Source organism: Buttiauxella sp. AC142 (assembly GCF_979253435.1).
On sequence record NZ_CEEDCH010000001.1, the window covers coordinates 3,947,568 to 3,969,243 of the forward strand.

14 protein-coding genes and 1 pseudogene are annotated in these 21,676 nt (G+C 50.7%); 9 read left to right on the forward strand and 6 right to left on the reverse strand.

The annotated features are described in order from the left end of the window. Positions 1–112: 112 nt before the first annotated feature. The 3 genes from pyrB to ridA all read left to right on the forward strand — a co-directional run bounded on the left by pyrB (position 113) and on the right by ridA (position 1,981). A complete protein-coding gene (pyrB, locus tag AC0IWZ_RS18280) occupies positions 113–1,045 on the forward strand; it encodes an aspartate carbamoyltransferase (RefSeq protein WP_471680510.1) in 933 nt (310 codons plus the stop codon). Positions 1,046–1,062: 17 nt separating this feature from the next. Next, positions 1,063–1,524 (forward strand): aspartate carbamoyltransferase regulatory subunit, encoded by a 462-nt coding sequence (pyrI, locus tag AC0IWZ_RS18285; RefSeq protein ID WP_034498777.1) that lies wholly within the window; start codon positions 1,063–1,065, stop codon positions 1,522–1,524. Positions 1,525–1,591: 67 nt separating this feature from the next. After that, positions 1,592–1,981 carry a 2-iminobutanoate/2-iminopropanoate deaminase gene (gene ridA, locus AC0IWZ_RS18290; RefSeq protein ID WP_034498778.1) on the forward strand — a complete coding sequence of 130 codons (390 nt, stop codon included), beginning with the start codon at positions 1,592–1,594 and terminating at the stop codon, positions 1,979–1,981. A 54-nt stretch (positions 1,982–2,035) separates the two neighbouring features. On the opposite strand, the pseudogene AC0IWZ_RS18295 reads toward ridA, so the two are convergent. Both AC0IWZ_RS18295 and mgtA read right to left on the reverse strand, forming a co-directional pair. Next, positions 2,036–4,412, reverse strand: a pseudogene (locus tag AC0IWZ_RS18295) (beta-N-acetylhexosaminidase). Between the two features lie 185 nt (positions 4,413–4,597). After that, positions 4,598–7,312, reverse strand: a complete 2,715-nt coding sequence (gene mgtA / locus AC0IWZ_RS18300) for a magnesium-translocating P-type ATPase (protein ID WP_471678747.1) — start codon at positions 7,310–7,312, stop codon at positions 4,598–4,600. 383 nt (positions 7,313–7,695) lie between these two features. On the opposite strand from mgtA, the gene treR reads away from it, so the two are divergent. From treR to treC, 3 genes are all read left to right on the forward strand, one after another. Further along, positions 7,696–8,643 carry a trehalose operon repressor TreR gene (gene treR, locus AC0IWZ_RS18305; RefSeq protein WP_471678746.1) on the forward strand — a complete coding sequence of 316 codons (948 nt, stop codon included), beginning with the start codon at positions 7,696–7,698 and terminating at the stop codon, positions 8,641–8,643. Positions 8,644–8,769: 126 nt separating this feature from the next. Beyond that, positions 8,770–10,188 carry a PTS trehalose transporter subunit IIBC gene (treB, locus tag AC0IWZ_RS18310; protein WP_410374017.1) on the forward strand — a complete coding sequence of 473 codons (1,419 nt, stop codon included), beginning with the start codon at positions 8,770–8,772 and terminating at the stop codon, positions 10,186–10,188. 98 nt (positions 10,189–10,286) lie between these two features. Next, a complete protein-coding gene (gene treC / locus AC0IWZ_RS18315; RefSeq protein WP_410374018.1) occupies positions 10,287–11,942 on the forward strand; it encodes an alpha,alpha-phosphotrehalase in 1,656 nt (551 codons plus the stop codon). A gap of 55 nt (positions 11,943–11,997) precedes the next feature. Here the strand turns inward: treC and AC0IWZ_RS18320 are convergent, their stop codons facing one another. From AC0IWZ_RS18320 to AC0IWZ_RS18330, 3 genes are read right to left on the reverse strand one after another with little or no spacing between them, the layout of a single operon-like run. Beyond that, positions 11,998–12,657, reverse strand: coding sequence for a hypothetical protein (locus tag AC0IWZ_RS18320; RefSeq protein ID WP_410374019.1), 660 nt, complete (start codon positions 12,655–12,657; stop codon positions 11,998–12,000). 3 nt (positions 12,658–12,660) lie between these two features. Beyond that, the gene (locus AC0IWZ_RS18325) at positions 12,661–13,221 is read right to left on the reverse strand and encodes a M35 family metallo-endopeptidase (protein WP_471678745.1); all 561 of its coding nucleotides are present in this window, start codon (positions 13,219–13,221) and stop codon (positions 12,661–12,663) included. 16 nt (positions 13,222–13,237) lie between these two features. Beyond that, the gene (locus tag AC0IWZ_RS18330; protein ID WP_471678744.1) at positions 13,238–15,610 is read right to left on the reverse strand and encodes a type VI secretion system Vgr family protein; all 2,373 of its coding nucleotides are present in this window, start codon (positions 15,608–15,610) and stop codon (positions 13,238–13,240) included. A 525-nt stretch (positions 15,611–16,135) separates the two neighbouring features. Here AC0IWZ_RS18330 and nrdD point away from each other — a divergent pair. The 3 genes from nrdD to AC0IWZ_RS18345 all read left to right on the forward strand — a co-directional run bounded on the left by nrdD (position 16,136) and on the right by AC0IWZ_RS18345 (position 21,034). Beyond that, on the forward strand, positions 16,136–18,271 hold the full coding sequence (gene nrdD, locus AC0IWZ_RS18335) for an anaerobic ribonucleoside-triphosphate reductase (RefSeq protein ID WP_034498791.1): 2,136 nt from the start codon (positions 16,136–16,138) through the stop codon (positions 18,269–18,271). After that, entirely contained in the window at positions 18,271–18,735 is a 465-nt protein-coding gene (gene nrdG, locus AC0IWZ_RS18340; RefSeq protein ID WP_471678743.1) for an anaerobic ribonucleoside-triphosphate reductase-activating protein, read from the forward strand. The genes nrdD and nrdG overlap by 1 nt, the downstream gene beginning before the upstream one ends. A gap of 199 nt (positions 18,736–18,934) precedes the next feature. Continuing rightward, complete coding sequence (locus AC0IWZ_RS18345) at positions 18,935–21,034, forward strand: GmrSD restriction endonuclease domain-containing protein (protein WP_471678742.1); 2,100 nt, start codon at positions 18,935–18,937, stop codon at positions 21,032–21,034. Positions 21,035–21,040: 6 nt separating this feature from the next. Here the strand turns inward: AC0IWZ_RS18345 and AC0IWZ_RS18350 are convergent, their stop codons facing one another. Next, positions 21,041–21,676: an NAD(P)H-binding protein gene (locus tag AC0IWZ_RS18350; protein WP_471678741.1), complete on the reverse strand. Its 636-nt coding sequence runs from the start codon at positions 21,674–21,676 to the stop codon at positions 21,041–21,043.

The window sequence follows — 21,676 nt, forward strand, 5'->3', positions numbered from 1 at the left end:
CGTCTGAAAGACGGCGCTAACCTGTTTTTCTTTCCGTTGCTTCAATCAATTCCAAAGGCCCCTCATTGAGGGGCCTTTTTTTTTGCCCGACGCCCGAGAGCAGGAGATAAACATGGCTAACCCCCTATATCAGAAACATATCATTTCCATAAACGATCTCAGTCGTGAAGAACTTGAACTGGTGTTGTCTACTGCGGCAAAACTGAAAGCGAATCCGCAACCTGAATTACTCAAACACATCGTTGTTGCCAGCTGTTTCTTTGAAGCATCAACGCGCACGCGCCTCTCTTTTGAAACCGCCATTCATCGCCTGGGTGCGTCGGTGGTCGGGTTCTCGGACAGCAGCAATACTTCGCTGGGCAAAAAAGGCGAAACCCTGGCCGATACCATTTCGGTTATCAGCACGTATGTTGATGCCATTGTGATGCGCCATCCGCAAGAAGGTGCCGCCCGTCTGGCGACGGAATTCTCTGGCAATGTGCCGGTGCTCAATGCAGGTGATGGAGCGAACCAGCACCCAACACAAACGCTGCTGGATTTGTTCACCATTCAGGAAACTCAGGGCCGCCTGGAAAACCTGAATATCGCCATGGTCGGTGACCTGAAATATGGCCGCACCGTGCATTCACTGGCGCAGGCGCTGGCGAAATTCGAAGGCAACCGCTTCTACTTTATCGCACCAAATGCGCTGGCGATGCCGAAGTACATTCTCGATATGCTGGACGAAAAAGGCATCGAGTGGAGCTGCCACGAAGCCATCGACAATGTAGTCGGTGAACTGGATATTCTGTATATGACTCGCGTGCAGAAAGAGCGCCTGGACCCGTCGGAATATGCCAACGTAAAAGCTCAGTTTGTGCTGCGCGCCGCAGATTTGGTGGATGCCCGCACCAACATGAAAGTGCTGCACCCGCTGCCACGCGTTGATGAAATCACCACCGACGTTGATAAAACCCCACACGCCTGGTATTTCCAGCAGGCAGGCAACGGTATTTATGCCCGCCAGGCTCTGCTGGCGTTAGTTTTGCAACCTGAACTGGTTTGAGTGAGAGGAAGATTAAGATGACACACGACAACAAATTACAAGTTGAAGCGATTAAACGCGGCACCGTTATCGACCATATTCCTGCGCAGGTTGGTTTTAAATTGCTGACGCTGTTCCAGTTAACGGAAACCGACCAGCGCATCACCATCGGCCTGAACCTGCCCTCACGCGAACAGGGCCGTAAAGACCTGATTAAAATAGAAAATACCTTCCTGACAGACGAACAAGTCAACCAGTTGGCGCTGTATGCACCGCACGCCACGGTAAACCGTATTGATGAATATGAAGTGGTAGGTAAAAGCAAACCCAGTCTACCTTCGCGCATTGATAAAGTTCTGGTTTGCCCAAATACCAACTGCATCAGCAGAAGTGAACCGGTTCATTCTTCATTTGCAGTGAAAAAGCGCGACGAGAACATTAGCCTCAAATGTAAATATTGTGAGAAGGAGTTCTCACATTACGTTGTGCTGGCAGATTAATCATTGCTGCTTAAGCTCTCGGCCCTATAATGGGCGCGAGCTTTATCACTTCTCATAAGGAATGAAAATGTCTTCTCGTACCATTAGCACCGAAAACGCACCTGCAGCAATCGGCCCATATGTTCAGGGCGTTGATCTTGGCAGCATGATTATCACTTCCGGTCAGATTCCTGTTGACCCGAAAACGGGCAGCGTGCCGGAAGATGTGGCAGCACAAGCGCGCCAGTCTCTGGAAAACGTGCAGGCGATTGTTGAAGCGGCTGGCCTGAAAGTAGGCGATATCGTTAAAACGACCGTTTTCGTGAAAGATCTGAACGACTTCGCGACCGTGAATGCGACCTACGAAGCTTTCTTTAACGAGCATAAAGCAACCTTCCCTGCGCGTTCTTGCGTGGAAGTTGCCCGCCTGCCAAAAGATGTGAAGATTGAAATCGAAGCGATTGCCATCCGCCGCTAACGAGCCAATCAAAAGGCCGCATTTGCGGCCTTAAATTTTTATCACCGTTAAAAATTACTTCACACTCGCCCGTAATAATTTTTGCAACGGATACACTGCCGCAATCACCACTTCATCTTGCGTTTGTGCCGCATCGTCGAGCTGTTTTTGAATTCCCTGAACTTCGTCAGCGCTCAAATTACCCTGTTTAGCCACCAAATCCGTCAGACGCAGCCCAATTCCCGCCAGCTTATCGACGTTTTCCGCCACCGGTTTTAGCGCTTTGAGCTGATAATTACCGTTGATTAACTCCAGCACATCCGGCGTATTGCTCTGCCAGCGCGCAAAGGTGTGGCGCAGCGAATCCGCGCTGTTGCCATCTTCCGGGTCAGCAATCAGTTTATCGACCCACGCATCCAGTGCGCGCACCTGGTTGCTTTCGGCACCCAGCGCATCGGCAAATCGGTTGAGTGGCTCGAAGTGATGGTAGTTTCCAGCCTGGAATTTCAAGTGCTGGCGCGTGTAATACTGCGCCGGTTCGACCGCCTGGGCGAGTATTTGCAACGGCATAATTTCCGTCGAACCCGCAAGACGCGTCATTTGTTGCGCTGCCGCAGCATGTTGTTCCAGGCCGACGGAAACCGTCGACCAGGCGTCTATCGCCTGCAAGCGCTGGTACATGTTGTCGATGTCTTTGACATCTTCTGCCGACCACAAACGCTCGGCAACCGCAAACGTACGCGGCCACAGTTTGATATCCAGCAGCGGCGATGCAACGTTTTCAGCCCACAGAGCCGCTTCGCCGCCGATAATATTATTCATTTGCTCAGGCGTCGGTACCACCGGCTGGATACCATCCGGCACAGCATCAAGCTTCTGCCCGGTAGCCGGGTAGCGGACGTTGCCCACCAGCAAATAACCGCTCAGTTTGTCCTTATCCAGTGTTAAAACGGGGCGCGTTTCCCCCATCCATGTGTCGACGGTAAACGTCACCTGCGTTGGGCTTAACCACTCAATATCACGCACCGCACGGCGGGATTTTCCTTTGAAATCGATAAATCCGCGCCAGGTTGTTTTACCATTCACCAGCGTAAAACTTCCTTCCACGGCACTGCCTTTCAGGCGCGGCATACTGAAGAACCAGCTTTGTGCGCTGTCAGCTTCCGCAATTTCATCGACGCCATTCAGCCCTTGCGGCAGGACTTCGTTGCGATAGTGGTAAGCGGTAGATTGCGGTTGATCCAGATAGAAACCTGTCGAGAGGATGCCTTTGTAACCGTTCGCTGCAACGGCACCCAGCGCATCCTGACCCTGCCATGATTGGATCAAAATGCTTTTTGGCAGGTCGGGATGGTAGATCTCATCCCAGCCCATCATTTGACGATGATGTTTTTCGAGGATCTTTGAAGTAGGTCTGTAAGGCGTGGGTATCCGCCAGATTATGCTGCTTCATAAATGCCTGGATTTCTGCCGATTTTTGCCAGTGCTCATCGTCCACTTCATCGCCCCCGATGTGCAAATAGCTGTCCGGGAAAATCGCGGTGAGTTCACCAATCAAGGTATCGACAAATTTATAGGACGCATCGTTGGTCGGGTTGAGTAACGGTTTTAACACGCCCCAATGGCGCTCCATTTGGTATGGCCCCGGCGCACTCATCAACTCGGGATAGGCAACCGCAATCGCCGAGGCATGTCCCGGCAAGTCCATTTCCGGTACTACGCGGATGCCGAGCGAAGCCGCATAGCGCACCACTTCTTTCATCTGCGCCTGCGTGTAAAAGTCGCCGTCGCTGGCCAGTTGCTGCAATTTTGGGTACGCAGTGGAAGCAAAACGCCAGCCCTGGTCATCCGTTAAATGCCAGTGCAGCACGTTCATTTTGGCCGCCGCCATTCCATCTAACTGGCGCAAAATATCTTTAATCGGCATGAAATGGCGGGCAGAGTCGATAAGCAAACCGCGCCACGGGAAACGGGGCTGGTCTTTAATTGCGACAAACGGAATGGCTGTATTATCAGGCCCGTTCTGAATGAGTTGTAAGAGGGTTTCCATGCCGCGCATCGCGCCAAAGCGCGTGTTTGCCGTGAGCTTTACGCCGTCGGCGGTGACGCTTAATTCGTAACTTTCATCACTGTCGAGTTTAGGTAAGGGAGCAACGGCTTTTTTGATTTGGATATCAATGGTGGGTTTTGCAGAATTGGCCTGCGCGGGTTGTAGCTGCCAGCCCGTTTGCTGGGAGATTCTCTGCCGCCAACGATCGATAGCACCTGGCAGCTTGTCGCCGCTGATTTTTATGGAAATGGCGTTGTCAATTTGCAGCGTGCCTTCCGCAGCCGGGCGATTAACTTCTTGCGGCCAGGGCATTAACGGTAAGTCGCCAGCCGGTGCAGCCCAAGCCTGACACGTTGCCGCAATGCAAGCTGCCAGCAGGCTCAAACGAATGGATTTAAACATGAATATTCCTTTAACAGTGACGGGCCAGAAAAAAGCAAAAACAATCTGGTAACACGTGTAGAAATATTCATCAAGATTATGGGACGGAAACGCGGGATGTAGATCACATCCCGCTGATTTTTACTCTACCCATTAGCATTCGAGTTGCAGCCAACGCCGCTGCAGCTTGAAGGATGATGGGTATATTACTGCCAGCCGTAACGGCGGCTGTAGAACCCTTTCACACACTGAGTCAGCGTCATGTATCCGGCAAGGATCGCAATCAGCCATGGGAAGTAGCTCAGCGGCAGCGCCTGAAGTTGCAGGTAACTTGCCAGCGGCGAGAACGGCAGGCCAATCCCAACCACCATCACGACCAGGGTCATGATCATCAACGGCCACGCAGCGCGGCTTTGAATGAACGGGATACGACGGGTGCGAATCATATGCACAATTAATGTCTGCGACAGTAACCCCACCACGAACCAGCCAGACTGGAACAGGGTTTGCGCTTCTGGCACGTTGGCCTTGAACACCCACCACATCACGCAGAATGTCAGAATATCGAAGATGGAGCTTATCGGCCCGAAGAACACCATAAAGCGGCCTAAATCCGCCGGGTTCCAGCGCTGCGGTTTTTTGATTTGCTCGTCATCGACGTTATCGAACGGAATCGCCACCTGGGAGACATCGTACAGCAGGTTCTGAATCAGTAAATGTAATGGCAGCATCGGCAAGAACGGCAGGAAGGCGCTGGCCACCAGCACGCTGAACACATTACCGAAGTTAGAACTGGCGGTCATTTTGATGTATTTGAGCATGTTGGCGAAGGTTCTGCGCCCTTCAATCACGCCCTGTTCCAGCACCATCAGGCTTTTTTCCAGCAGGATGATATCTGCGGCCTCACGCGCAATATCCACCGCGCCATCCACGGAAATCCCAATGTCTGCGGCACGCAATGCCGGGGCGTCGTTAATGCCATCACCCATGAATCCAACTACATGGCCTTCGCCACGCAGCAGGCGCACGATGCGCTCTTTGTGCATTGGCGTCAGGCGGGCAAACAGCGTGGTGCGCAAAGCCAGTTCCGCAAGCTGGTCGTCAGGCATGTTTTCGATTTCGCTGCCTGTCACCAACTCGCCCACCTCCAGACCCACTTCGCGGCACACTTTCGCGGCCACCAGCTCGCTGTCTCCGGTGAGAATTTTCACCGTGATACCACTTTCTTTCAGCGCTTTAAGAGCCGGAGCGGTGGTTTCTTTTGGTGGATCGAGGAACGCAATATAGCCTTCAAGGATCAGATCCGATTCATCCACGCGGCCATAATCTTCGCAACGCGCGGGTAAGAATTTGGTCGCAACGGCCACCACACGCAAACCCTGGCGATTCAGATCGTCAGTCACACGGCGAATACGCGCCAGCAAGGATTCGCTGAGCGGCACGATCTCGTCACCGTAACGAACCTGGGAGCAGACGTTCAGGATCTCCTGCAATGCGCCTTTGCAGATCAACTGATGCACTTCCGGCTGTTCGGAGACTACTACCGACATGCGGCGACGTTCAAAGTCGAACGGGATCTCATCCACTTTCTGCCAGCGGGCGGCAGCGTTACGCGCATGATCCTCGTCAACACCTTCCAGCACCGCGACATCCAGCAGGTTTTTCAGGCCCGTCTGGTAATGGCTGTTCAGCCAGGCGGTATGCAGAACATGGTTGCTGACCGCACCGAGAATATCGGTGTGAGTTTCCAGAACAATACGATCCTGGGTCAGCGTGCCGGTTTTGTCGGTGCAAAGGATATCCATCGCCCCGAAGTTTTGGATCGCGTCGAGGTGCTTGACGATCACTTTTTGCTTCGAAAGTTTTACCGCACCGCGAGCCAGCGTCGAAGTAACGATCATCGGCAGCATTTCAGGTGTTAAACCCACCGCTACAGAGAGCGAGAACAGCGCCGCTTCCCACCAGTCGCCTTTAGTGAAGCCGTTAATCAGCAGCACGACAGGCGTCATCACCAGCATGAAGCGGATGAGTACCCAGCTCACACGGCTGATGCCTTTCTGGAATGCATTCGGTTCGCTTTCTTGCTGGGTTACGCGCCCGGCCAGTTGCCCAAACCAGGTATTGCCGCCTGTTGAGATGATCATTGCCAGCGCCGTGCCGCTCACCACGTTGGTGCCCATAAAGCACAGCGTGTCGCATTCCAGCGGGTTGTTGTGCGACAGATCGCGGCTGACCGCGACTTTTTCTACCGGTAAGGATTCGCCAGTGAGCGAAGCCTGGCCGACGAAAAGATCGCGTGCCTGGATGACGCGCAAATCCGCCGGGATCATGTCGCCTGCCGCCAGTTTGACAATGTCGCCCGGCACCAGTTGGTCGAGCGGGATTTCGATAAACTCGTTTTCACCACTTTCATGGACGACACGCAGCACGGTCGCGGTGTTGCTGACCATCGCTTTTAGCGTATCCGCCGCTTTGGTGGAACGCGCTTCCTGAACGAAATTCAGCAAGGTGGCGATGACGACCATCAACGCAATGACGCCTGCGGCAAACAAGTCTTCAGTGGAATACGAAACAATCCCGAGGATTGTCAGCAAGATATTGAAAGGGTTGCGATAGCACAACCACAGATGGACCCACCATGGCGACGCTTTTTGCGCCGGGATTTGGTTCAGGCCATGTTGCTCTAGCGCACGTTCAACTTCACGCGCATTCAGCCCTTCCGGGTGGCTCTGGAAATCGCGGTACAGTTGCTCTTCTGAGGCTCGCGCATATTTCAGGCAGGCTTCGCTTAATGAAGCCGGGACGTCCTGAGCATGAGCAACGGTATTGTCATCCGGCATCAGGTCGCGTTGGATCAAGCGACGTGGCAGGTGGCGGCTCAGTTGTGCAAACAACTGCCGGGTCAGATTTTTTAACAGCATAATAGTCCCTCGGCCCCACGTAATGCGGAGCCTGGTGACATGCAGGCGCGGCTAATCCTTGCCTTGCAGGCCAAATAATTTTTTCAGCAGGGATATCATTGATTGATACAAGATAGATCTCTGCCTTACGCAATCCGGTAAGGCAGTCACTTCAAAGGCAGTTGCTTCAAAGAAGGGAGTCTTACCGGATTATTCCTGTCATTACAGGGCTTGGACTGGGATCAGGTTCCATGTCGCCTCCGGTTAAAAGTAAAAGTCATTACACTAGTCGCGGGCATTCTACGCCCGCAAACCTAAACCTGGCGTAAACCAGATTTTTTCCATTGTGGTATTGTTGGCTTGCCTTGATTCTAATGAGCAATTGACTGCCGGGAACCTACACGATGCAAAGCCGCCTCACTATTAAAGACATCGCCCGTTTAAGCGGTGTCGGTAAATCGACTGTTTCTCGCGTGTTGAATAACGAAAGCGGCGTCAGCGCCCGCACGCGAGAACGCGTGGAAGCGGTGATGCAGCAAGAGGGTTTTTCCCCTTCCCGCTCGGCGCGGGCGATGCGTGGGCAAAGTGACAAAGTCGTCGCCATTATCGTGACGCGTCTGGACTCGTTATCAGAAAACCTGGCGGTACAAACCATGCTGCCGTCGCTCTATGAGCAGGGTTACGACCCGATCATGATGGAAAGCCAGTTCGATCCGGAACTGGTTGAAGAGCATCTGGGTATGCTCAAGCGGCGTAATATCGACGGCGTGATTCTGTTTGGTTTTACCGGCATCAATGAAAAAATGCTCGCCCCCTGGCAATCGACGCTGGTACTCATGGCGCGGGATGCCAAAGGGTTTGCCTCGGTTTGTTATGACGACGAAGGGGCAATTAATATTTTGATGTCACGCCTTTATGAGCAGGGCCATCGCCACATCAGTTTCCTCGGCGTGCCCCATAGCGATGTGACAACCGGCTTGCGCCGCCATGAAGCCTATCTCGCGTTTTGCAAACAACACCAACTGACGCCAAACGTGGCGCTACCGGGGTTGGCGATGAAACAAGGTTACGAACACGTCGCTGAAGTTTTGTTACCAGAAACCACCGCCCTGCTTTGCGCGACCGATACCCTCGCTCTGGGCGCCAGCAAATATCTCCAGGAACACCAACGCACCACGCTGCAACTGGCGAGCGTCGGGAATACGCCGCTGATGAAGTTCCTGCACCCGGAAATCATCACGGTCGATCCAGGTTATGCTGAGGCAGGACGCCAGGCGGTTTTGCAGTTGATTGGGCAAGTCACGCAGGATCGTGAACTGCGCCAGATCGTTATCCCCAGTACTCTCCAGTAACACCCCTCACTTCAGGTTTATTGTGATCGTCGATTGATTTCGGGAACGTTCCCATTTTAGAAGTGAAGATTAAAAGATAACCTTGCGGCAGATAAAAAACCTCACTCCTTACTCTGGGACCTCATCATGGCCAAAGTGAAACAACAGGATATAGATAAGCTGATCGACCTGGTCGGCGGGCGCGAGAATATTGCCACCGTCAGTCACTGCATCACTCGCTTACGGTTCGTATTAAACAATACTGCGATTGCGAAGCCGAAAGAGATTGAAGAGCTGCCGATGGTTAAGGGCTGCTTTACAAACGCCGGGCAGTTCCAGGTGGTAATTGGCCCGGAAGTGGGCGATTACTACAAGGCATTGATCGCCGCGACAGGCCATAGCACTGCAGATAAAGAACAAGCGAAACTCGCTGCGCGCCAGAATATGAAATGGCACGAGCAATTAATTTCCCACTTCGCCGAGATCTTCTTCCCACTTCTACCTGCATTAATCAGCGGAGGTTTAATCCTCGGCTTCCGTAATGTGATTGGCGATTTGCCGATGAGCAACGGGCAGACTCTGGCGCAAATGCACCCGTCCCTACAATCGATTTACGATTTCTTGTGGCTGATTGGCGAAGCTATTTTCTTCTATTTACCGGTCGGTATTTGCTGGTCAGCAGTGCGAAAAATGGGTGGGACACCTATCCTTGGTATTGTGCTTGGCGTCACGCTCGTGTCACCGCAGTTGATGAATGCCTATGAATTGGGTAGCAAAATTCCGGAAGTCTGGAACTTCGGCTGGTTCACCATCGAAAAAGTGGGCTACCAGGCGCAGGTGATTCCAGCATTGCTGGCGGGGCTGGCTCTGGGCTTTATTGAGACGCGTCTGAAACGCATCGTGCCAGATTACCTCTATCTTGTAATAGTGCCTGTGTGTTCGCTGATTCTGGCGGTGTTCCTGGCGCATGCGTTTATCGGCCCGTTTGGTCGCTGGATTGGTGATGGCGTGGCCTTTGCGGTTCGCCATTTGATGACGGGAAGTTTTGCCCCTGTCGGTGCCGCGTTGTTTGGCTTCCTGTACGCACCGCTGGTGATTACCGGTGTGCATCAGACAACACTCGCTATCGACATGCAGATGATTCAGAGCATGGGCGGAACGCCGGTTTGGCCACTGATTGCGCTGTCTAACATTGCGCAGGCATCTGCGGTTGTCGGCATCATTATTTGCAGCCGTAAACATAACGAACGTGAGATTTCAGTTCCGGCGGCGATTTCTGCCTACCTGGGTGTGACTGAACCGGCGATGTACGGCATCAACCTGAAATACCGCTTCCCGATGCTGTGCGCAATGGTTGGCTCAGGGCTTGCAGGCTTGTTGTGTGGCCTGAGCGGAGTGATGGCAAACGGGATTGGCGTGGGTGGCTTGCCGGGAATTTTGTCCATTCAGCCGCGCTATTGGGAAGTTTATTCCCTCGCCATTCTGATTGCAGTCGTGATTCCAATCGTGCTGACCAGTGTGATGTATAAGCGCAAATACCGTCAGGGCACGTTGTTAGTGGTTTAGTTTTTTGGTGGTTCAATTTTTAACTTATGCCCTAAAGATTTCGAGTTGCAGCCAACCCAGCGGCGGCTCGAAATATGACGGGCGTTTAGGAATGATTTATGAATACAACTCCTCCCTGGTGGCAACATGGTGTCATCTACCAAATCTACCCGAAGAGTTTTCAGGACACGACTGGCAGTGGCACGGGCGACCTGATTGGCGTCATTAAGCGTCTGGACTACCTTAAGCTGCTGGGTGTTGATGCCATTTGGCTGACACCGTTTTATGTCTCACCGCAGGTGGATAACGGTTACGACGTGGCGAACTACTGCGCCATCGACCACACCTACGGCACGCTGGATGATTTCGATTTGTTAGTCGCCGGCGCCCACGAGCGCGGCATCCGCGTCATTCTGGATATGGTTTTTAACCATACGTCCACCCAGCACGCCTGGTTCCACGAAGCGCTGAACAAAGAAAGCCCATTCCGCGAGTTTTATATCTGGCGCGACGGTACGCCTGATGTTCTGCCTAACAACTGGCGCTCTAAATTCGGTGGTAACGCCTGGCGTTGGCATGCAGAAAGTGGCCAGTATTACCTGCATTTATTTGCCCCAGAGCAGGCGGATCTCAACTGGGAAAACCCGCAGGTTCGCGCTGAATTGAAGAAGGTTTGCGAGTTCTGGGCCGATCGCGGCGTAGATGGATTGCGCCTTGATGTGATTAACCTGGTTTCGAAAGATCAAGATTTCCCAAGCGATATTGAAGGCGGTGACGGACGACGTTTCTACACCGACGGGCCGCGTATTCACGAATATCTGCAAGAGCTAAGCCGCGATGTGTTTGTGCCACGCGAGCTGATGACGGTGGGGGAAATGTCGTCAACGACGCTCGATAACTGCCAGCAATATGCCGCGCTTAACAGCAATGAACTGTCGATGACGTTTAACTTCCATCACCTGAAAGTGGATTATCCCAACGGGCAAAAATGGGCGCTGGCTGCTCCGGATTACGTGGCGCTTAAAGCTATCTTCAGCCACTGGCAGCAAGGCATGCATAATGTGGCGTGGAATGCATTGTTTTGGTGTAACCACGACCAGCCGCGCATCGTGTCGCGTTTTGGTGATGAAGGCGAACTGCGTGTTCCGGCGGCAAAAATGCTGGCGATGGTGCTGCACGGTATGCAGGGCACGCCGTACATTTATCAGGGCGAAGAGTTGGGGATGACCAATCCGCACTTCAAACGCATCATTGATTACCGTGATGTGGAAAGTCACAACATGTACGCAGAGCTACGCGCGCAAGGCCGTGACAGTGAAAACCTGTTGGCTATCCTTGCCAGTAAATCGCGTGATAACAGCCGCACGCCGATGCAGTGGAATGACGGCGAACACGCTGGATTCACTGACGGCACACCGTGGATAAACCTGTGCGATAACTATCAATCTATCAATGCCAAAGCGGCTGTTGATGACCCGGACTCAGTTTTTTATGCCTATCAGAAACTGATTACGCTGCGTAAAGCGAATCCTGTTTTCACCTGGGGTAGCTATCAGGATTTGCTGCCTGAGCATCCGTATTTATGGTGCTATCGCCGCGAATGGCAAGGCCAGACGTTGGTGGTTGCGGCAAACCTCAGCCGTGAAAACCAATGGTGGGTGCCTGAAGCCTTCGAGGGTGACTGGGATGTGCTAATGAGTAATTACGCTGATGCGGCGGGCAAACCGGGTGAAATGAGTTTACGACCATTTGAAGCGGTTTATTGGTTGCAGTAAAGATACTGAATTAATAAATAAAAAGCCCAAATGGGCTTTTTATTTATTCCAGAAACTAATTAATTTTTACTGGCGCTGTAATTGTTATGTGTATTTTATTGGACTCAACAAATAACTCGTCACTGCCAATCTTGTCTTTAAAATAAAATGGAGTTTCCGGAATAAAGATTTCATAGGCATGTACGCCAGGAAGGAAGTGATAATACCTCCCAAGTTTTACGATCGTTTCATATTTATGGTCAGATTCAATGGTGACATAATCATCAGGATATTGATATACACTTCCAAAATTAACTAGCTCCCCTACATAATCCAAATAAATACATCCGGAAGTTATAGAAAAGATTGGGTTGGATAAGCGCCCCTCAACCGCAGTATTTTTCTTAGGGATAACTATCGATTTATCACTTTTATTCTCTACTGAAACATTAATATTACCTTCCAATTCCTCTGCCTTAATGACAATTTTGAGCGCATGGGATTGCAAAGAATTTTCTTTATATATCCTGTTGTCATTTATGGGATCTGGTGCATTGTATGCTTGTTGCATTCTTAATGGATAAATTGCCTCATTTGTATGCGCAACTCCGTTATAAAAAAGCTTTCCATAACCATATTGCTGTCCATCACTACAATCATTTGGAACTGCTAATGTGTAAAATGAACACAAAAGAGTTATACAAAAAAGTAGTAATTGATAATTTATTGTTTTCATGATTTACACAAAATACATTTCAAAATTGTATGAGCTTTGCATAGTTCTTTCATCACATTTCCTTGCCAGTGAAACTGCATAACTTCTTGGGGAACCCTCACCTAAATCTTTAGTACCTAGAATATCATCGAAGTGTGACATTTCATGACATAAGGTTACCACTTGTGAATTCTCACCAGTCAAAGGCGCCTTCGAGAATTTCTCTCCAATATTAATATTATGTTCTAAATCAGAGGAATTTACGGATGCATAAACATTTTCTTTGGTCTTCTTAAAGTTAGATATTGGAATTTCATTATTTAATAAAATCTCTTTATTTATACCTTCCAGTATCCATTGCCGTGCCTTTTCATTAGTTAAACCAAACGCTTTTTTGAACCTTTGCTGAGCACACCCATCCCATATTTCAAGTTCATTTTTTCTTTCCAATAAAATTATGCGCTGCTCTTTCAAGGCATTTCTAATCATTTTTTTAAAGGGATCTGTTATTTTTTGGTGCACAACAACTCCCTTTTCTAAAGATGTAGTTCCTATTGTTATTTTTTCATCTTCACTGCTAAACATATTTCCTCCTAAAATCTCACCAAATATCGAACAAAACCTTAATTTTTATATCTTCTTTTTGTATCGAATTAAATGTCTCTGTAAATCCATTTTTATCGATCACTCCTTCTTTTTGTGTTCCATCAGAAAAACAAGCAACATATTTCATATCTGTATAGGGTGTATCGTCATCATCCGAAAAATGGAATTGGATATTGTACTGGTCAGATTCATCCTCGCTACCATGTTCGTCCCCTTCCTCAGAATTACCTCCATCGCCAGAACTATCTGCATTCTCATCCTGCGGCGACTCAGTTGCTGCATCATCCACTTTATCACCCAACGCACTCAGCACCGTCGGTTGCAGGGTCTGAACTGGTGTCCCCGCACTACCGCCACCATTGAAGTTGATTTTCAGCCCGGTGATGTCCACGCCGCCGGGATGAATGACAATGAATGAGCTGCCCATTTTCAGCGTGATTTTGCTGTTGCTCTGCAGCACAATATCACCCTGCGCATCCACACCCAGCGCACCCGCAACTTTCTGCGCCTGGTCGCCTTTCACTTCCAGGCTGTGACTGCCCTTCACCAGGCTGATATGGTCTTTTGTGGTGTTGTATTCCTGATTGCCTTTCACCGTGACTTTACGGTCGCGCTCGACGTACAGATTGTCATCGCGCCCGCTGTTTACCGCCCGGTCGCGGGTGACTTTCAGCGTCTGGTCATTGCGGACGGTGATGCTGCGGTCGTGCGCCACGGTGATGTTCTGGTCGTGCCCGGCGGCGTTCTCCTTGCCGACTTTTACCGTCTGCCCCAGCCCGACCGTGACCTGCTGGTTATTGCCGATGGTTTCGCAGTGGTCGACTTTCACATTGGTGTCGCGGTTGTTCAAAACCACCGTCTTCATGTCCTTCTGGGCATGCATCGACAGTAGTTCCTGTCCGGTCTGGTCCTCAAACATCAGTTCGTTGTATCCATTACCCTTATACGTCTGCGAACGTATCGCCATCTGGGTTTTCGTCCCCGGCAGGTCGCCCGGTGCACGATTGGCGGCATGATACGTGCGCCCGGTGATAATCGGCTGGTCGGGGTCGCCGTTCAGAAAATCGACAATCACTTCCTGGCCGACGCGCGGAATGGCGATGTTGCCGAATCCGGTGCCCGCCCACGCCTGCGAGACGCGCACCCAGCACGAGCTTTCCTCATTAGTTTTGTTGTAGCGGTCCCAGGCAAATTTCACTGTCACGCGCCCGTGCTCGTCGCAGTAGATTTCTTCCCCGGCAGGGCCGGTGACAATGCCGATTTGCGGGCCGTCCACCCGCGGTTTCGGTAGCGGTGCCGGTCGCCAGGTCTGGGTGGCAGGGATAACATGAAAACTGTTGGTGAGCGTGGTGCCCTGGCCGGAGCTGCCGATATGCGCCTGCGGCTGGCTGCCGGTCATCTCGCTCGACACCACCTGCCACGGGCTGTTTAAATCCTCTCGCGGATGGTCGGTGAGGGTGAACCAGCGTCCCGGCTGTAACTGCGGGCAATTACTGGTACCGCTGGCAAAATCGACGTTATTGCGCCAGCCGTCCATCTGATATTTCGCAAAATCGGCACCGTGCTGTTCATCCTTGAAGCGCCCCGGATAGTCAAAAATTTCATAGTCCGGGCGCTGATAAGACAGGTCTGCGCCTTCTTCCTGGTACTGCGCCTGCCAGCCGGGGGCGGTGAAGGTGTAGTCCTGGGTAGTGACTTTTGCCGGGCGGATTTGCGCGCTGCGGCAGAAAGTGTTGATGCAGTAAGTGGACGATTCAGAGGCGGCATTCGGGTTATACGGAAACGCCCCGAGGCCGCGCAGGTTGCAGCGGTCATCGGTGAAAGTCAGTTTCTGGTCGCTGTCATCGAGATATTCATCCTCGAAGAAAAAAATGCCTTCTTCGGCGGCGAGGCGGGCGATGAAATCGTAATCCGATTCCATAAACTGCACGCAGAATTCCCGCGCCGGATGCGGACGACGGAACAGGGCGTCATGCGTGCGGATACGCATTTCTTTCAGCAACTTTGCAAAGATGTACTGGATGTCGTAGTTCTGAAAACTGCGGCAGTTCTGCCGCTGGGAGCTGCGCCAGAACTCGGGGCGTAGCGTCATGCGGTAAAGCGTCTGGTGTTTACCGGAATCGCCCTGCTCGCAGAAGGTGACGATACCGCGTACCCGGCGCTTAATCACGTCGCCCTGCCAGATGGTGAGCAGCGCGAATTCATCGAGAATGGCTTTAAAGCCAATCGCCGGGTCATTGCAGGCGACGGTGATCTCCAGGCTGAACAGGGAAGAGAGGGACTGTTTAAGCTTAAAGCCCGCCACCGCGAAGGTGTCCGCCGGAGTGCGCCCGGCGGTGAAGGTAAAGCGGGTGCCGTCTGAGGCCATGAGGGAAGTCCTTTCCTGTCCGTGGAATTATTGACCAGAGCCTATAGTTGAAACTTAACTATTAGCCTGATAAATATAATTAAATCAATAATATATATGACAAGCACAATAAGACTGACTCTGAAGAGTGACTGTGATTTTCATCACATAAAAAGAAATTAGAAACCATACAAAGTAATGAGGGAAAGGATTCTGGTTAACAAAATGCACGAACTGCATACTTTAAAAATTTTAAGATTTCTTCTTGTTGCCCATCCTTCCTACTACGCCCGATTTACCTTGTCCTGCATCAATAAAATCGCAAACTTGTTTGATGCAAATCACTACATATAGACCTTAAAATACACCCTGCCCCTACATCTTGTATTAATCGACTATTATAGCAACAAGAGCCACAGCCACTTCTGGGGATTATCTGTGGATAAAGCCAGGGGCAAAAACAGAAAGCCTATGGCAATGCGAGCAAAACCCGGCTTGCAGACAATGACATCCCTTTGTGGATAACCTTTTTTAAATGGAGAGATCATGACACCGCATGTGATGAAAAGAGACGGGTGCAAAGTACCTTTCACTTCAGAGCGCATTAAAGAAGCTATTCTTCGTGCAGCTAAAGCAGCGGGAGTCGATGACGCAGACTATTGCGGCCGCGTCGCAGATATTGTCCGTGCACAGATGGAAGGCCGCAGTCAGGTTGATATTGGTGAAATCCAGACTGCTGTAGAAAACCAGCTGATGGCTGGCGACTATAAGCAACTTGCGCGTGCTTACATCGAATATCGCCATGACCGTGATATCGAGCGCGAAAAACGTGGCCGCCTGAATCAGGAAATCCGGGGTCTGGTAGAACAAACCAACTCCGCTTTGCTCAACGAAAACGCCAATAAAGACAGCAAAGTTATCCCGACTCAGCGTGACCTGTTAGCCGGTATCGTGGCAAAACACTACGCTTCTCAACATCTGTTACCGCGTGATGTGGTGCTGGCGCACGAGCGCGGTGATATTCACTATCACGACCTCGATTACTCGCCATTCTTCCCGATGTTTAACTGCATGCTGATTGATCTGAAAGGTATGCTGACGCACGGTTTTAAGATGGGTAATGCGGAGATTGAACCGCCGAAATCCATCTCTACGGCGACCGCCGTCACGGCACAAATTATTGCCCAGGTTGCTAGCCACATTTACGGCGGCACCACCATTAACCGTATTGATGAAGTGCTGGCACCGTTCGTCACTGAAAGCTTTGAAAAACATCGCCAGACTGCTGAAAAGTGGCAGATCCCGGATGCCGAAGGCTATGCACTTTCTCGCACCGAGAAAGAGTGTTATGACGCTTTCCAGTCGCTGGAATATGAAGTGAATACGCTGCACACCGCTAACGGTCAGACACCGTTCGTGACCTTCGGTTTTGGTCTGGGGACCAGTTGGGAATCTCGCCTGATTCAGACTTCTATTCTGCGTAATCGCATCGCGGGTCTGGGCAAAAACCGTAAAACAGCGGTGTTCCCGAAACTGGTCTTTGCGATTAAAGACGGCCTGAACCATAAAGCGGGCGACGCAAACTACGACATTAAACAGCTCGCGCTGGAGTGCGCCAGCAAGCGCATGTACCCGGACATTCTGAACTACGACCAGGTTGTGAAAGTGACCGGTTCGTTCAAAACGCCAATGGGCTGCCGTAGTTTCCTCGGCGTGTATGAAGAAAATGGCGAGCAGATCCACGATGGCCGTAACAATATCGGCGTTATCAGCCTGAACCTGCCGCGTATTGCGCTGGAAGCAAAAGGTGATGAATCTGCCTTCTGGAAACTGCTCGATGAGCGCCTGGAACTGGCATACAAGGCCCTGATGACGCGCATTGCACGTCTGGATGGCGTTAAAGCTCGCGTGGCACCTATCCTGTATATGGAAGGAGCTTGCGGCGTGCGTCTGAAAGCAGACGACGACGTTTCTGAGATTTTCAAAAATGGCCGCGCGTCGATTTCCCTGGGTTACATCGGTATCCATGAAACGGTGAATGCGCTGTTTGGCAATCAACACGTTTACGATAGCGAAGAGCTGCGTGCCAAAGCCGTCGCAATTGTTGAGCGCCTGCGCCTGGCGACCGACACCTGGAAAGATGAAACCGGCTACGGTTTCAGCCTTTACAGCACGCCAAGTGAAAACCTGTGTGACCGTTTCTGCCGTCTTGATACCGCCGAATTTGGCGTAGTTCCTGGCGTGACCGACAAAGGTTACTACACCAACAGCTTCCACTTAGACGTTGAGAAGAAAGTTAACCCATACGACAAAATCGACTTTGAAGCGCCATATCCACCAGTGGCTAACGGCGGTTTCATCTGTTACGGCGAATATCCAAATATTCAGCACAATCTGCAAGCGCTGGAAGATGTCTGGGATTATAGCTACAAACACGTTCCGTATTACGGCACCAACACGCCAATTGACGAATGCTACGAGTGCGGTTTTACCGGTGAATTTGAGTGCACTAGCAAAGGTTTCACCTGCCCTAAATGTGGCAACCACGATGCCGCTCGAGTATCCGTAACGCGCCGCGTCTGCGGTTATCTGGGCAGTCCGGATGCACGTCCATTTAACGCCGGTAAGCAGGAAGAAGTTAAGCGCCGCGTGAAGCATTTGGGTAACGGGCAGATTGGTTAATGCGTTGTCATCAATACTACCCGGTAGATATCGTTAACGGGCCTGGGACACGCTGCACGCTGTTTGTTTCTGGCTGCGTGCATGAATGCCCCGGGTGTTACAACAAAAGCACCTGGCGGTTAAATTCAGGCACGGCGTTCACGCAGGAAATGGAAGATCGGATAATCAACGATCTGAATGACACGCGTATTCGCCGCCAGGGGTTGTCGCTTTCGGGCGGCGATCCGCTTCACCCGCAAAACATCGCGGATGTGCTGAAACTGGTGCAGCGAGTGCGGGCGGAATGCCCTGGCAAAGATATCTGGCTGTGGACGGGTTACAAGCTTGATGAATTAACCGAAGCTCAGCGCGAAGTTGTTGAATTAATCAATGTGCTGATCGACGGTAAATTTGTTCAGGATCTCAAAGATCCGGCGCTTATCTGGCGTGGTAGCAGCAACCAGGTTGTGCATCATTTACGGTAAAGAATATCATTACGGCCATTGAAGCTAATCCGCCCAATGGCCTTAAAACGCACTAAACGTTCATCACTTCGAATCAAATTCTTGATATCACCGCCCGTTTTAGAATGCCCTTACAGCTAAACTCGCAGCAGTTTTTATTATCAATAAAGCTGCTGCTGGCGATTACACATGCCTTTTGTGGCTAAGCTAAGGATGCGCTATGAAAGCGACGGAAGCTCGCCTGTTTGATTTTCTGAAGAAATCTCCGCAGTTTGTTATTCCTATTTACCAACGCAATTATTCCTGGACGATTACTCAGTGCCAACAACTCTGGGATGACATTATTCGCGCGGGTCAGCGAGAAGATATTCAGGCCCATTTTATTGGCTCCGTGGTATATATCGAGCAAGGGCTGTATCAGGTAAGCAGCCAATCGGCATTGCTTGTTATTGACGGCCAACAGCGCCTGACTACCGCAACATTGATTATTGAGGCATTATGCCGACACCTCGGCGATAGCGAACCTTTAGAAGGATTTTCTGCTCGCAAGTTACGCCATTATTATTTACTTAATGATCTGGAAGAGGGAGAGCGAGGCTTTAAACTTCTTCTGACTCAAACAGATAAAGAGTCTTTATTGGCATTGCTCAGGCAAAAACAATGGCCTGAAAACCACTCTCTGCGTCTGAAAGAAAATTTTGATTTCTTTGATGAAAAGCTCAGTAAGATTCCAGAAGATTTACTGCTTGTCTGTAAAGGGTTAGCGAAACTATTAATCGTGGATGTAGCGCTGAGCCGTGGGCAGGATAATCCGCAACTGATATTTGAGAGCATGAACTCCACAGGCAAAGCCCTGAGTCAGGCCGACCTTATTCGTAATTTTATCTTGATGGGGCTTGAGCCAGGCCATCAAACAAAGTTGTACGAAGACTACTGGCGCCCCATGGAAATGGCATTCGGACAGGAAGGCTATAACGCACAGTTTGACGGTTTTATGCGCCATTATCTGACGGTAAAAACTGGCAATATTCCTCGAATTGATGATGTTTACGAAGCGTTTAAAGCCTATGCTCGTGAGCCGCAAAATCATGCTGATGGCGTTGATAAGCTTCTCAAAGATATCCAGACGTATGCATGTTATTACTGCGCAATGGCGCTGGATAAAGAATCAGACAAGCAGCTTTCATTAGGTTTTAGAGACTTGCGAGAGCTAAAAGTGGATGTAGCCTATCCATTTTTATTAGAGCTTTATCATGATTATCACCACGATGATTTGTCAGTAGCCGATTTTTTGGCTGCGATAAGGTTGATTGAATCTTACGTTTTTCGCCGTGCGGTCTGCGCAATCCCGACCAACTCCCTGAACAAAACCTTCGCGACGATTAAGAAATCGATCAATAAAAATACTTACCTGGAAAGCATTCAGGCTTATTTGCAAGCATTGCCCTCCTATCGCCGCTTCCCGGATGATGAAGAATTTAAACGTGAAATTAAAAAGCGCGATCTTTATAACTTCCGCAATCGAAGTTATTGGCTGCGCCGCCTGGAAAATGAGGGCCGTAAAGAGCGTATATCGGTGGATGAATATACGATTGAACATATTATGCCGCAGCAGCGACCTCTATCCTCCGCCTGGCAGAAAGACTTAGGGCCAGCGTGGAAACAAACTCATGATTCGTACCTGCATACGCTCGGAAATCTGACTTTAACGGGCTATAACTCCGAATACAGTAACCGTGTGTTTAGTGATAAGCGTGACATGAAAGGTGGATTTAAAGAGAGCCCGTTACGGCTGAATCAATGCCTGGGAAGTTTGAACCACTGGGACGAACAAGGAATTGTGGGCCGTGCACAAATGTTGGCGCAAAAAGCGGTCGAAGTGTGGCAGGCCCCTAATCTACCGAGCGGTATTCTTGTGGGCTATACGGAAAAACGCCCTGAAAATGCTACCTGGAGTCTCGCAGATCACCCACATTTATCAAACAATTCCCCAATGCGGGAAATTTTCGATGTGTTCCGCCAGCAGGTGCTGGAGATCGATGAAGGAGTCACTGAAGAGTTCACCAAACTCTATGTGGCTTACAAGGCAGAAACCAATTTCGTCGATGTTGTTCCACAAAAAAGTCGGCTCAGGTTGTCCCTGAATATGCCTTTTTATGAGCTTTCAGACCCGAAAGGTTTGGCTAAAGATGTCACGAATGTTGGCCGCTGGGGAAATGGGGATGTAGAAATTGGGCTTTCCGCTCTCGACCAACTGCCTTACGTGATGGGATTAGTGCGTCAGGCTTTCGAAAGACAGATGGGTGAGGAAAACACATAACGGCACCTAGGTCGCTATTTCCCGCAACTGGCGTGAATCCAGAATATTCACGCCTTCACGCGATGGTAGCAGCGCTTCATGAAGCATCGCTTTTGCCACATCCCTCGCTTCAATTGACTTCCATTTCCCTGGCATGATTTTAAACAGCGGCGCAAACAGCGATTCATTAAAGCGTTGCGATTCACGGTGCCCAAGCAACATGGACGGGCGAGCAATGGTTAAACGTGGCCAGTCTTGCGCGATCAGCGCCTCTTCCATTTCGCCTTTCACACGATTGTAGAAAAACGGTGATTTACTATTAGCGCCAATCGCGCTCACCACCAGCATATGCTTCGCGCCAAGGCGTTGAGCGGTTATGGCGGTATCCACCACCAGCGTGTAATCCGCCAGCACAAAAGCTTCTTTGCTGCCCGCTTCTTTCATCGTGGTGCCGAGACAACAAAACACAGTATCAAGCGGCTCGGTTAATTGTGTGAGTGCATCACTCAATTGAGGATCGTGGGGATTGGTGACTTTATTCATTGCAGGCAACGGACGCCGTGTCGCCGCAGTGATATGGCTGACTTGCGGCGCCTCGATCAACATGCGTAATAGATGTCCGCCAATGAGGCCCGTGGCCCCTGTTAACAAAACCCGGCTCAT